This window comes from Arthrobacter globiformis (assembly GCF_030817195.1).
GTDB lineage: Bacteria > Actinomycetota > Actinomycetes > Actinomycetales > Micrococcaceae > Arthrobacter > Arthrobacter globiformis_D.
Map to the genome: position 1 here is coordinate 4343248 of NZ_JAUSYZ010000001.1, position 13184 is coordinate 4356431.

The 13184-nt window shown below is 65.8% G+C and carries 13 protein-coding genes; 10 read left to right on the forward strand and 3 right to left on the reverse strand.

Going from position 1 to position 13184, the window contains the following annotated elements:
- The first annotated feature begins 216 nt into the window (after nucleotides 1–216).
- From QF036_RS19825 to QF036_RS19860, 8 genes are all read left to right on the forward strand, one after another.
- Nucleotides 217–471 carry a hypothetical protein gene (locus QF036_RS19825; protein WP_307104616.1) on the forward strand — a complete coding sequence of 85 codons (255 nt, stop codon included), beginning with the start codon at nucleotides 217–219 and terminating at the stop codon, nucleotides 469–471.
- A gap of 220 nt (nucleotides 472–691) precedes the next feature.
- Nucleotides 692–1582: a hypothetical protein gene (locus tag QF036_RS19830; RefSeq protein WP_307104618.1), complete on the forward strand. Its 891-nt coding sequence runs from the start codon at nucleotides 692–694 to the stop codon at nucleotides 1580–1582.
- Between the two features lie 10 nt (nucleotides 1583–1592).
- A complete protein-coding gene (locus QF036_RS19835) occupies nucleotides 1593–2252 on the forward strand; it encodes a class F sortase (protein ID WP_307104619.1) in 660 nt (219 codons plus the stop codon).
- A gap of 210 nt (nucleotides 2253–2462) precedes the next feature.
- Complete coding sequence (locus QF036_RS19840) at nucleotides 2463–3125, forward strand: SipW-dependent-type signal peptide-containing protein (RefSeq protein WP_307104621.1); 663 nt, start codon at nucleotides 2463–2465, stop codon at nucleotides 3123–3125.
- Between the two features lie 6 nt (nucleotides 3126–3131).
- Nucleotides 3132–3743 carry a SipW-dependent-type signal peptide-containing protein gene (locus QF036_RS19845; protein WP_307104623.1) on the forward strand — a complete coding sequence of 204 codons (612 nt, stop codon included), beginning with the start codon at nucleotides 3132–3134 and terminating at the stop codon, nucleotides 3741–3743.
- Between the two features lie 22 nt (nucleotides 3744–3765).
- Complete coding sequence (locus QF036_RS19850) at nucleotides 3766–4299, forward strand: signal peptidase I (RefSeq protein WP_307104625.1); 534 nt, start codon at nucleotides 3766–3768, stop codon at nucleotides 4297–4299.
- Nucleotides 4296–4745: a hypothetical protein gene (locus QF036_RS19855; protein WP_307104628.1), complete on the forward strand. Its 450-nt coding sequence runs from the start codon at nucleotides 4296–4298 to the stop codon at nucleotides 4743–4745. Before QF036_RS19850 ends, QF036_RS19855 begins: the two co-directional genes overlap by 4 nt.
- The gene (locus QF036_RS19860) at nucleotides 4742–5419 is read left to right on the forward strand and encodes a hypothetical protein (RefSeq protein ID WP_307104630.1); all 678 of its coding nucleotides are present in this window, start codon (nucleotides 4742–4744) and stop codon (nucleotides 5417–5419) included. The genes QF036_RS19855 and QF036_RS19860 overlap by 4 nt, the downstream gene beginning before the upstream one ends.
- Before the next feature lie 424 nt (nucleotides 5420–5843).
- Here QF036_RS19860 and QF036_RS19865 read toward each other — a convergent pair whose 3' ends face one another.
- A complete protein-coding gene (locus QF036_RS19865) occupies nucleotides 5844–7826 on the reverse strand; it encodes an amino acid transporter (protein WP_307104632.1) in 1983 nt (660 codons plus the stop codon).
- Nucleotides 7827–8217: 391 nt separating this feature from the next.
- Here QF036_RS19865 and QF036_RS19870 point away from each other — a divergent pair, with 391 nt between their 5' ends.
- Both QF036_RS19870 and QF036_RS19875 read left to right on the forward strand, forming a co-directional pair.
- Complete coding sequence (locus QF036_RS19870; protein ID WP_307104634.1) at nucleotides 8218–9768, forward strand: TrkH family potassium uptake protein; 1551 nt, start codon at nucleotides 8218–8220, stop codon at nucleotides 9766–9768.
- Entirely contained in the window at nucleotides 9761–10453 is a 693-nt protein-coding gene (locus tag QF036_RS19875; protein ID WP_307104637.1) for a potassium channel family protein, read from the forward strand. Before QF036_RS19870 ends, QF036_RS19875 begins: the two co-directional genes overlap by 8 nt.
- Before the next feature lie 34 nt (nucleotides 10454–10487).
- Here QF036_RS19875 and QF036_RS19880 read toward each other — a convergent pair whose 3' ends face one another.
- On the reverse strand, nucleotides 10488–10877 hold the full coding sequence (locus tag QF036_RS19880; RefSeq protein ID WP_307104639.1) for a hypothetical protein: 390 nt from the start codon (nucleotides 10875–10877) through the stop codon (nucleotides 10488–10490).
- Nucleotides 10878–11218: 341 nt separating this feature from the next.
- Complete coding sequence (locus QF036_RS19885; RefSeq protein ID WP_307104640.1) at nucleotides 11219–13090, reverse strand: O-antigen ligase family protein; 1872 nt, start codon at nucleotides 13088–13090, stop codon at nucleotides 11219–11221.
- Nucleotides 13091–13184 lie beyond the last annotated feature (94 nt).

Below are 13184 nucleotides of genomic sequence, written 5' to 3' on the forward strand. Positions count from 1 at the left end.
TCACCTCCCGCCGCCTCTTTTCAAACCCTTCCTCACCTCCCGCCGCCTCTTTTCAAACCCTTCCTCACCTCCCGTCGCCCGACCGGCTCGCGGCCAAAGCAGGTCACGCGGAAATCACCCGGCCGAAACCACCCGGCAATGTGGCAGCCCCATCCTGAAAGAGCGCCAACGGCGCATCATGATCGAAGCAACAACGGCGTCAGGATGGAGCCCTTCATGCACGATTCAGCCGCGACCGACGGCGCGGCCGGTCGCATCATCGACTGCCGCAACCTCTCCCCCGGCGACATAATTGAGGCGCGCTACAACGGCCAGCTTTACTACGTCGGAACGGTGACGGAAACCGTGCCGGTCCTTGGCATGTTCTGGATTCTCGAGTCCGGGACCGGGACCGGGAAGCTCCTTGATCCGCTGGCCCTGCACGTGGTCCGGCGGACGGCCGGCGGCCCGAATGCCATAGCAGGTCAGTGACGTTTGCCACGACCGCCATCGATATGTATTTTTACTGTCACAGCAATCTTCCGGGCGGCATTCAGGTAAAACTGAGGTCTCGCCGTCGTACTCCGGATGATTTGCAGTACGAGCGTCTCTCCTGCCTAGCCCGCCAGAAACTTCGGACAACAGCGATGAGCCGCCATTGAACCGCCGGGGCTGTCCCGGCGGCCACTTCATGTTTGGGGACGCACACACCATGACCGTATCCAAATGGGTCGCCGCCGGTTCGTCAGCAGCCGTGTTCGCCGGTGGGCTCTTCCTCGGAGCCCCCACAGCCTCCGCAGCACCGGGCGACCCCGCCTGTGTGCAGGCCTCCGCCCAGTTTGAGGCTACCCTCTCTGCGGCTGGCATCACCGAAGCCTCAATTGCCGATCTCGAGTCCAAGGCCGCAATCGCGGCGGACGCCGAGGCGAGCTATCTCGCGATGGTCGAAGCTGCCGAGGCAGTCCCCGCCGCCGAACTCGCGACGGCACAGGCAGCGCTGGACGACGCCATCGCAGCGACCGCTGCCGCCGAGGCTGCGCAGGAAGAGGCCGAGGAATCGGGCGATCCGGCCGCCATAACTGCCGCCCAGGACGCCACGGCAGCGGCCGAGGAGGCCGAGGACGCAGCCCGGCAGGCCGTGACGGACCTGACCGCGGCGTACGACGCAGCCATCAACACGCCGGAGATCGTCGCAGCCCAGGACGCCTTCAACGCGGCGGCGGCCGACTTCGACGCAGCGCTGGCCGCCGTGTCGCTCGATGAAGCTTCCGCCGCCGACCTCGCGGGCCTCTTCGAGGCCTTCCTCGCAGCCTGCAACCCGGACTCCACCGGCGTTGATCCGGTGACGCCGCCGGTGTCGGCACCGGTCACTGCGCCGGGAAGCACGACGCCGGCCGTTGCCAATGCGGTCAACGTGACTCCCGCCGGGGCCGGCACCGCGTTGGCCGCCACGAACAAGGGCCTCAACGTGCAGACCGCGGCAGAAGCCGAGCCGGGAGTCCACCCCGGACTGGCCCTCCTCGCAGGGCTGCTGGCGGCGGGCATCGCCGTGCCCGCAGCCGTCGCCGTGAGGATGCGCCGCCTGGAGCGCAGCCGCAACTAGGCAGTTCACCTTGGAACCGCAGACGACGACCAGCCGGCGCCAGCCCGTCCGCCGGCGCTGGCTTGCCGTGCCCGCAATTGCTGCGGCGGGTTTGGCGGCCGCTCTCTTCCTGGCGCCGTCGAACGCTGTTCCCCCAAGTGGCGGCAGCACCGTCGTCGTACCTTCAGCGACTCCTTCAGTGGCGGGTTCCCCGAGTGCCGCGCCCGTTGCCCGCAAGGCGAAGCGGCCGCAGGCGGCCGCGCCGACGTTGGTGTCGATCGACGCCGTCGACCTGGACGTGCGGGTCCTGCCGCTGACGCCGAGTGCAGACGAGCTGGCTTCGGAATCGCTCGTGCCGCCGCTGACTCTCGACGCCTACTGGCTGACCAGCTACGGCGTCCCGGGTGCGGGATCGACCAATACGACGTACATCGTGGGGCACAGCTGGGACGGCCGGGATGCTCCGTTTAACAGGCTCAGCGACAAGTCGCTCGTGGGCAAGGCGGTCACGGTCACTACTGCGAAGGGCACGCTGAAGTACGTGGTGGATTCGGTGACGACGCACGACAAGAACACCCTCAAGGACAGCGACATCTGGAACGTCGTGCCCAACCGCGTGGTGCTGATCAGCTGCTACACGGAGGACCCGTGGGGCAAGAACGTGGTGGTCACGGCCTCCCCCGCTCCGTAGCAACGCTTCCTCAGCTTTCGTCGCCTGACGCCCGACGCTCCCTCAGCTTTCGTCGCCTGTTTCCGGACGCTTCCTCAGCTCAAAGCAGGCTTGATCCAATCTTGATGGAATCCTGTGCGGATCTTAGGCGTGAGGACGCAGGCAAGTGAGAGCGCCGTGACAGTATGTATCCGGTTGGAAAAATCAGACAAATAATTCCTGGGGGGAACTATGTCCACGACCGAAATCACGCCTGCATTGACCTCGCCTTCTGATCGCAGTTCGAAGCATAGGAAGGCCAAAGCGATTCTTGCTGGCGGCCTTGTGCTTGGCATCGGTGCCGCAGTAACGCTCGCCGCCTGGAACGACTCCGAGTTCATCTTTGGGGAATTTGGCGGGGGCCATTTCCAGATGTTAGGCAGCGCAGCTGTGAACGAAGCGCCTGCAAATCACGATGTCGCAGATTCGGGCGCCCAATTGAGCTTCCAAATCAACGCCGGCAACCTAACGCGAAGTCAGACGGTCGCTGCGACCTACGCTGTCCAGCTTGACGCGGCCACTGACTACGCAGCAACAGTCAAGGTCAATTCCGCTGCGGGTTCGGGCGACGCCGAGAGCAGCCTCAAGTACGGCATTTTCACAGTTGATGGCTGGACTGACTGCACGCCCGCTGCCACGGCAGCGTCCACGTCGGGAACTCAGATTGTTCCAGCAGGAACGAACCTCGATTCAGTGGCCAACGCGGTAGCGTTCGATTTGGCTAAATCCTCCAACGGTACAGACCCCGGGTCACCCGTCTACCTGTGCTTTCAGGTGACGGCAGATAGCACCCTGGTACAGGACAAGGCTGCCGTGGCAACGTGGGAGCTGCTTGCGGAGTCGAAAGCCTCTTAAGACGCCATGCGCAAACACGTGAAACCACTGCGGCACCGCACTTTCACCCGTGTACGCGCGGTCCTGGCTGGCGCCCTCGTCCTTGGCGTGGGCGCCAGCGTGACACTCGCTTCTTGGTCGGACTCCGAGTACGCAGCCGGCCAGTTCACAGCCAGCACGTTCCGTCTGGAATCCAGCACCGAAACCATCGCTTGGCGTGACAGCACATCGACTGGCGCCTCCCTGGTGGTGAACGCGACTGGCTTGTCACCTGAAGCGTCGAAGTTCGCGTGGCTGAAGATCCGTACGACGGCGGCTTCAACCGTCGGCGGAAAAGTCACCCTGACAAGGTCGACGCCCGATGGTGACTTGTCGCCAGCGCTGGAGTACCGCGCGGTTCTGACGGACGCGGCATGCGATTCGAGCGCCTTCTCCAGCGCGGCGGCCTACATAGCTGGGTCCTCATCGACATACCTCCCGGCAGCGTCAGTGCAGGGCACGCCTGTCGCAGTGCCGGTTGGCGCGCCCTTGGGCGAGTTGCATTACTGCTTCGACGTCCGAATCAAAGCCGGCGCCGACAACAGTTATCAGGGCAAGGGCGCAACAGTCACGTGGCTGTTTACAGGAACCTCGGACTAGGCCGCCGAAGGAGGAACAGGACATGAGTCGAAAGACGGGCGGCCGCGTAGGCAACGCCCTCCTCAACATCGCTGCCCTCGGCGGCACTGTCTGCATCATTCTGGTGATCCTTGCGTTCTTCTTCCAGATCACCCTGATCATGTTCAAGACCGGTTCAATGAGCCCGACGATACCTGCCGGTTCACTCGCCGTCGTGCAGAAAATCCCGGCGTCCGAGGTCCGCGTGGGCGACGTCGTCACCGTGGACCGGGCATCGGCACTGCCCGTGACGCACCGGGTTAAATCTGTTTCGCCGGCTGAAGGCGGCGCGGCCAAAATCACGATGCGCGGCGACGCCAATCCAACGGACGATCCCTTGCCCTACGAAGTCCAGACAGTGCGGATCGTTCTCTGGTCTGTGCCGGAGCTCGCGTACACCGTGAATGCTGCCAACAACCCCCTGGTGCTTGGCGGCCTTACCGTCGTAATGGCCGTCGTGGTGACGTGGGCTTTCTGGCCACGGGAGGAGCCACGCCGTCGTCGAAATGAAAGCGACCACCTGGAAGTGGCGCCGTGAAGCGGAAACGCCTCGCCGTCGTCGGACTGCTCACCGTAGGGGCGGCACTAGTGGTGGCTCCGCCAGAGCCGACGACGGCGGCCTGGACGCTGCCGCAGGGTGCACGAGGGACGTTCACGGCCGGGACAGTCATGCCGCCGACGTCACTCACCTGCAGCGGAGGTCTTTTCAAGAACGCTACATTTTCATGGGGAGCGCCGACGGAGGGACTGCTGCCCGTCAGCGGTTATGAATGGACTCTCACGCCGCAGGGCGGCTCGCCCTCCGGCCCGAATACAACAACGGACACTAGTGCGCCCATGCCTCCCGAGATCCTCAACGCCGGCACGAGTACGTTTTCTCTGGTCGCGGTAGGACCTGGCGGCTGGAAATCAGCAGCGGTACAGCAGACCATCTACCGGCTCGCAGCAGTTGGCCTCCCCGTGTATTCGAGCTGCACAACATGACCGGTGAACCAACCCTGCCAGGCCCGGACCGCGCCAGCGACCCAGACCGCGAGCCCCTTACCCGCAAACAGAAGGCATTGCTCTTCCTGAACTCCCGCCGTCGCAGGTTCTGGGCTGGGCTCACATTCTTTGTCGTGTGGCTACTGCTCCAGATCCTCTTTGACAGATCGGAGAATTTGCCGCTCAACCTGCTTCCCAACCTCTTCCTGTACGCAGGCGGGGCGCTCCTTGTGGTCCTCTGGACGAACGGCTCCGTCCTGAACCAGCCGGCCCCTCTCCCCATGGGCATCATGCGCGGCACTGCCACAAGCCGCTTCATGAACGACGAGACTTGGGAGACAGACTTGTCTCTCGCCCAAGCCCAGGAGGCTTTGGTCCGGCTCTTTCAACAGCCCGGCGCCGAGGCGCGCCTCATCGGCAGGACCGTTTGGGTGCAGCTCGGCAAGGACTGGCACGCCGAGGAGTGGTGGCACAGTGATGCCGCCCCGCACATGAAACGCAGAGCGCCGGTCCACTTCTTCCTCAGCGCCACGGACTCGCGGACAGCCATCACTGCCTTCAGCAAGGACCGTCGGCTGGCCGGGATGCACGACGTCGTCCGCCTCTCGGACGAGATGAGCGCCACCGCCGTCAAGCTGGCCAGGAACGCCACCGAAAGCCGGGACGGCCGTTAGTGCTACGAGGGCAGTGACGGTGCTTTTGAGCAGCACAGGTTTCTCCTTCAGTGCGGTTGGGGACGCGGCCGCGCCTTCCCGGATTGGGAACGTCCGACGGCGTGCCCCACCACCCTGCCTGCCGGCAGCTCACGCTTGCCCACCGTCGCCTGACGCGCCGGTGAGCAGGACATGTCATGCGCCGCCGGTTGAGCGTGGCGAAAACTGGAGTGCCGCGACCCTTGATCTCGACAGGCTCGATCAGCGGTGAGGACGCGTCCGGACAAACCCGACGAAACGTGAGGAAGCGTCCGGACAAACCCGACGAAACGTGAGGAAGCGTCCGGACAAACCCGACGAAACGTGAGGAAGCGTCCGGACAAACCCGACGAAACGTGAGGACGCGTCCGGAGAAACCCGACGAGAGGTGAGGGAGGGTCTCGGGTCAGCCGACGTGGATACCGGGGCGGCGGGCGGGGTCGGGCTCGTTTTCGCGGATGATCTCGCGGACCACGGGGGCGGTGTCGCCGCGGCCCAGGAGCAGGTAGCGCATCAGGTGGGCCAGCGGGTTGCCCTCGGCCCACTCGAAGTACGCGTGCGGCCGGACTCCGGTGGCATCGCGCAGGGCAAGCAGAATGGCCGCGATCGCGTTGGGCGCGGCGGGGCTGTCGGTGCGAAGGACGCGGTGCCCGTCCACCTCCACGCCCCGCACCGTGAGCACGTCACTGAACCCGGAGGGGTCCGTGACGTCGATCTCCAGGAACATCACGTCGGCCGTGCCAGGAACGGGGTTGTTCTCCCGCTGCGCGGCTTCCTTCTCTGCGTACTCGGCGGCGTCCCGGGCCTGAGGGCGGTTGGCGATCAGGTTTATCCGCCCGTCGTAGTCAATCGTGTCCGTGATGAAGCGCCGTGCGGTCTCGTCGAACTCGATCCGGTCCACCCGCAGCTCAGTGGTCCGCGAAACACGGGACACCAGTGAGACCACCACGATGCCCAGAATGAAGAACCCGGAGATGGCCAGGCCGTCCGGCTTCTCGATCACGTTCTCCGCCAGGGCGTAGAGCATCACGAGGGTCAGGACCGTGAAGCCGACGGCGGCCCCGCGCTTCTTCTTGCGCGCGGCGGAGATGCTCACGGCCACCGCGCCGGAGACCATCATGAACAGGATCCCGGTGGCGTACGCGCCGGCCTGGGCGTTGACGTCCGCCTTGAAGCCGATGGTGATGAGGATGCTGATCGCTGTGTAGACGAGGACCACGGGCCGCACCGCGCGGGACCAGTCCGGCGCCATGCCGTAGGAAGGCAGGTACCGGGGCACGATGTTGATCAGCCCGGCCATCGCGGACGCGCCGGCGAACCACAGGATCAGGATGCTGCTGATGTCGTAGACGGACCCGAAGCCGTTGCCGAGCCGCTCGTGCGCCAGGTAGGCCAAGGCACGGCCATTCGCCGGCCCGCCCTCCTGGAAGGCCTCGGCCGGGATCAGCACGGTGGTCACGAAGCTGCTGCCGATCAGGTACACGCTCATCACCACGGCCGCCGTCGTGAGGAGCTTGCGCGTGTTGCGGATCCGACTCCGCAGCATCTCCTCCGGTGTGGACCCTGAGGCGGAAACCAACGGCATCATGCTGACGCCGGTTTCAAAACCTGAGAGTCCCAGCACCAGCAGCGGAAACGCGAGGATCGCAGGCCCGGCGATGTTGCCAAAGCCGCCGCCAAAGGAGGTGAGTTGCGACATCCAGGCGGCGACGGCACCCGGCTGAGTAACGGCGTCGTAAATTCCGGTGCCGATGATGACCGCATTCAGCAGCAGGAAGACGCCCACCAGCGGAATGGCCACGGCCACCGCCTCGGAGAAGCCCAGCAGGAACACCCCGCCCAGGATCAGCAGCATCACCACCGTGATGGGGACGGCCTGGTTCTCGAGGAACGGCGGGAGATACGGGTTCTCCAGCATGTGCACGGTGGCGTCGGCGGCGGACAGGGTGATGGTGATGATCCACGACGTCGCCACGAACCCCAGCAGCACCAGCACGAACACCTTCCCGCGCCAGAACGGCAGCAGGTTCTCGAGCATGGCCACGGACCCCTGCCCGTGCGGGCTCTCGTGCGCCACCCGCCGGTACATCGGCAGCATGCCCAGCAATGTCAGCGCCACGATCAGCAGCGTGGCCAGCGGCGACAGTGCCCCGGCGGCGAGCGCGGCGATGCCGGGGAGGTAGGACAGGGTGGAGAAGTAGTCCACGCCGGTCAGGCACATGACCTTCCACCAGCTCTGCTGGTGCCCCGTGCCCTCCTCGGACTCCGGCCCCACCGGCTGGTGCACCTTGTGCTCCAGCAGCCACCGCGTGAACGCGCCGCCGGGGCCGTTCTCCCGCTCTGGGTTGGGCACGCTGGCCGGAACGGAGTATTGGGCTGGTGCGGTCATGAAGTGTCTTTCTGGATTTGGGGAAGGTCCGCCCTCGGGCCGCTGTAGGGCAGCGGGAGCGGCTTGCCCGCCGTCGGGCCGCGGAAGGGGCGCCCGACGGCGGGGGCTACTTCGTTGCTCTGATGAGCCGGTAGATCATGTAGCCGGTTGCGCCGATCCCGAGGATCAGCCACAGCAACGGGGCGCTTTGGGTCAGCATGGCAGGACACGGCCTTGCGTGCTTGAGGTGGCCACGGGGTCCTTCGATTCACATGGGCAGTTTGCTGATGACCACGGGAGCCTAGCATCGGCCGGATTCCGAAAAGCGCCAAAACCGGGGATCTTAACGCTTTCTTAACGCCTCGTCCTTCACACCGGCCACAGGGATTTCCCCGGTGGTAGCGTGACGCGTATGCGCGACGTTCCTGCCCCGAAGGCCCGGCCTGCAGGCAGGAACGCCCAGCCTCCCGGCAAACGGCTCCGGCCGGCGGCGAAAACTGCCAGGCTCGCGGCCAAGACGACAGCGAAAACAGCCAAAGCGGCTGCCAGAACAGACCGGAAAGCGGCCGGAACGGACCGTGGGTTCGGCGGGCTGTGGCCCGGCGGCTCCAAAGTCTTCCCGCGCATCCTCAACGTCTTCGCACCCCAGCACCCCGCCCAGGTGATTGTGCTCGGGTTCGCCGGTGCGGTCGCCCTCGGCACAATCCTGCTCATGCTGCCCATCTCGCGGAACGGCCCCGCGGGAGCGCCCTTCCTCGATGCCCTGTTCACCTCCACCTCGTCCGTGTGCGTCACCGGCCTGATCACCGTCGACACCCCGGTGTACTGGAGCGGGTTCGGCAAGGTGGTGATCATGGCCCTGATCCAGATCGGCGGGTTCGGCGTCATGTCCTTCGGCACGCTGCTGGGGGTGCTCATGGCCCGCCGGCTGGGCCTGCGCTCACGGCTCTCGGCAGCCGCGGAGACCAGGAGCACCGGATTCGGCGACGTGCGCCGCGTGCTGCTCGGGGTCCTGGCCATCAGCCTCACCGTGGAGATCGTGCTCGCGGGGATGCTGGCCGCCAGGTTGGTCGCGGGCTATGGCTACGAGCCCGGGCGTGCGCTGTGGCACGGCGTCTTCCACGCGGTGTCCTCGTTCAACAACGCCGGGTTCGCGCTGCACACGGACAACCTCATCGGCTTCGCCGGGGACCCGTGGATCTGCCTGCCCATCGCAGCCGCGGTGATCATCGGCGGCCTCGGCTTCCCGGTGCTCTTCGAACTGCGCCGGCAGTACCAGCGGCCCATCCATTGGAGCATGAACACCAAGCTGGTCCTCGTGGGCACGGCAGTGCTCCTCACGGCAGGCACCGTCTTCATCACCGCCGTCGAATGGTCCAACCCGGCCACCCTCGGCGCGCTCAAGCCGGGCGAACGCGTCCTGGCCGGCTTCTTCCAGTCCGTCATCACCCGCACCGCCGGATTCAACAGCGTCGACATCGGGCAGATGCACGAGGTGTCCTGGCTGGGCATGGACATCCTGATGTTCATCGGCGGCGGCCCGGCCGGCACCGCGGGCGGCCTGAAGATCACCACGTTCAGCGTCCTGTTCTTCATCCTCCTGACGGAACTGCAGGGCGGCACGGCCGTGAACATCTTCGGCAAGCGGCTCTCCCGCGCCGTGCACCGGCAGGCAATCACCGTGGTGCTGCTGGCCATCGGGCTGGTAGTCGCCTCCACAATGTTCCTGATGATCATCACCGACTTCGGCCAGGAGCGGATCCTGTTCGAGGTGATCTCCGCGTTTGCCACGGTGGGTCTGTCCACAGGCATCACGGCCGCCATGCCGCCGGCTGGCCAGGTGGTGCTGATCCTGCTCATGTTCATCGGCCGCCTGGGCCCGGTGACGCTGGGCGCCGCACTGGCCCTCCGCGAACGCCCGCTTCTGTACGAATACCCGAAGGAAAGGCCCCTCATTGGCTAAGAACTTCTTCTCCCGTTCCCCCGAATCCACGGCACAGGCAGATTCGGTGGTGGTCATCGGACTGGGCCGCTTCGGCGGGTCGCTGGCACTGGAGCTCGAGGCGCAGGGCACCGAGGTGCTGGGCATCGACTCCAACGAGGACACCGTGCAGTCCTACAACGGCCGGCTCACCCACGTGGTCCGGGCGGACTCCACCAAGGAGGAGGTGCTCCGCCAGCTCTCCGTCCACGAGTTCGACCGCGCCGTGGTGGGCATCGGCAGCGACATCGAGGCGAGCATCCTGACGACCTCGCGCCTGCTCACATTCAAGAAGCCGCAGATCTGGGCCAAGGCCATCAGCGAGCCGCACGCCGAGATCCTCAACCAGCTCGGCGTGAACCACGTGATCCGCCCCGAGCACGACATGGGCAAGCGCGTGGCCCACCTGGTCCGCGGCTCGCTGCTGGACTACGTCGAGTTCGAGGACGACTTCGTGATGATCCGCACCAGCCCGCCCACCGAGGCCCGTGACCGTCCGCTCGGCGTGCTGGGCCTGCGCGACAAGTACGGCATCACCATCGTGGCGGTCAAGCGCCCCGGCGGGATCTGGGGCCACACCACCGCGCAGACCGTCCTGTACGACGACGACCAGATCATCGTGCAGGGAAGCAAGACGCAAGCGGAGCGGTTCAGCAACATGACGTAGGTTTTGCCGGTGGCCGGCTACCTCGTGTGGCCTGTTACCGCGTGGCCGGCGCCTCAATAAAGACCACCTGGCTCAGGCTTCTGACCGGGCCCCGCCTACGGGCGGCAGGCTTGCCGACGGCGTTAGCCGGGTTCCCGGCGTCGGACTTCACCTTCCCGGCACCTGTGGAAAGCCCGGCACCTGTGGAATGCCCGACGGCGTTTGCCGCCTTTCCGGCCGGGACCCGGCGCACGCTGAGCTGCTCCAGATCCAGCAGCCGGCGGGCGCCGGTCCGGGCGTCGATGATCCAGAACAGGTCGATGTCCCGGAGTGTGCTGCTCACGGTCCCCCGGTGCGCCAGCCGGCCGCGGTGCCAGGCCTCGACCTCGTCACCCACCGCCAGCTCCGCGCTGGACTGCACTTCAAGCGTCAAATGTTCGTTCACAGCCGGTCCCCCTCCATTGGAATGTCGATGGGACCAGCCTGCACCACGATGTTTTCCAAAACGTTTCACGTGAGGTCGCGTTGTGTGTCTGCGCTGTTACCGGCTGAGCCTGCGAGCGCACCTTGGAAAGTGGATGCGCAGTTGGCGGGGAATAAGAGCGCCGGAAAATATGTGATTCACTAACACGCAGGAAATAGAAATAAGTCCAAAATCCTGAAAACTGCGCCAATCTTGATCGTTTCCTGCGGCATTCTTAGCTTGGGCCTCTTCAGTTACAGAAATATCCGGTAATTGCCACCAAGCCTTTATGGACGCGCGCCCTATACATGGACAGTAACGGCCTAATTCCCCGCTAAGGAATCTGCCCGCTGACTGGCAGCCAAAGCCTCCTGTGCGTGGCCGAGCCGCTGGTGGATATTCGCCAAAACCCGCCACGGCGTCTCCAGGGACGGGTCCAGCGAGGCTGCGTGCTCCAAGTCGGCGATGGCTTCGGCGGAACGGCCCAGGCCGAACTGTGCCACACCGCGGTGGACGTAGAGCGCCGTCGAATACGGGGCGTCAGCGACCATCGCGTCCAACAGGTCCTTGGCCGCAGGAACGTCGCCGCTGTAAAGGTAGCCGACCGCCAAGGCGGTGCCCGCCTCCTGCGAACCGGGCGTCCGTTCCCGGGCGAGCCTTCCCCATTCCACGGCGTGCCGGGCCGCCTCCTGGTCCCCCGCCGTCGCCGGGCCGGCGAACGCCTGGGCTGCAAGCAGCGCGGTGTCGCTATCCCATGGCCGAAGCTGCCTGGCCTGCACAAACGCCTGTTGCGCCCCGGCAATGTTCCCCGCCGCGGCCGCCCGAGCTCCGGCAACCATGGGCCATTCAGCGAGGGTAGCGGGAACGGCAACGACCAGCGCCGCGAGGACCAACACCACGCCCGCCAGTCGCGGAACTGCACGCAATTTCCGGGCAGCAGGGGCCGGGATGAACCGGTTGCCGGCTCCGGCGGGATTCCCGACGTCGGACCCCACCAGGCCCCCGCAGAGGAAGGCAACGAGGCCCGTGGTCCCGATCGAAGTGAAGTGGGTCAGCAGGGCCAGTGCGTAGGCTGCGACAGTCGCCAGCACCACGGCAAGATACCTTCGGTCCGCCGATACCGGGGTTTCCCGCAACCGCCGGATCACAGCAATCACTGACACGGCGATCAAAGCCAGAACGAGCACCAGCAGCGGAAAACCGCCTGCTGCCAGTGCCTGCAGTGGCCAGCTGTGCGGCGAATCGGCAGGAAAGCTGTCACCAACAGTCCGCGCCCATTCCCCGTTCAGGTACGCGGGCAACGCGTCCACGAAACCGCTCGGACCTACGCCCGAGACAGAGTGGTCGGCGATCAGCCCGAGGCTCCGGTCCCACAGCAGCCACCGCCCATCCACCGTTCCGGCTGACAGCAGCCGATCCCTGGCGGCGGGAACCAGAAACACGACGATGGCGATGCCCGCCGCGGCGGCCGCAGCTCCGGCGGCGGTTTTCAGCGGGGGCCAGGACCTGCCCTTCATCCAGGTGAAGGCGACGAACAGAGCCACGACCAGGAGGGCCGCCAGCGCAGCCCGGGACCCGGAAAGCACAGCAACTCCGGCGCCGGCCAGCAAACCCGCACGGCACAGCCAAACCTGCCAGTTCCGGCCTGGCCCGCCTTGCGCAGCCAGGACACCGGCAATCACGACGCCGGCCAGGCCTTGGTCGGTTGCGTTGCCCAGCGTCGCTCCCGGCCTTACATCTTCAGCGCCGCCTAGCGGGCGCAGACCTGCGCTTTCCAGCACGGCAAGGACGAACAAGGCGATGCCCGCGACTGCCAGGGACAGGCTGAGCACCGTGCGCCGCCGACTCGCGTCGGAACTGCCGAGGATTTTTGCACCCACCGCGAGAACAGCCACGTACACCGCCAGTGTCAGCAGGCCCTCATAGCGCGGCCAGCGTCCCGCGATACTCGCAAGAGGCGTGTCGGAGAGCAGCATCGCGACGGCGATCCACAGCACGCAGGCTGCCGTTACTGCCTTCACCGCCAGCGGGAGGCGCGCACCAACAGGCGACAGCAGGCCGGCGAGGACGGCGAGAATCACCACCACGAGCTTGACCCATACGAAGCGGAACAGTCCGCCAGGCTGGAAGGCCAGGAGAGAGGCGGCCATCAGGATCATGCAGGCCCCGGGAAGACGGGAGATTGCTCGTTCCATGCGCAGCCTGCAGCCTTTCCCCCGAAATTGTTCGTAACCAACAATAGCCGTCCTACGCGTTCACTTTTCCACGGATCCGGGAACGCAATATACA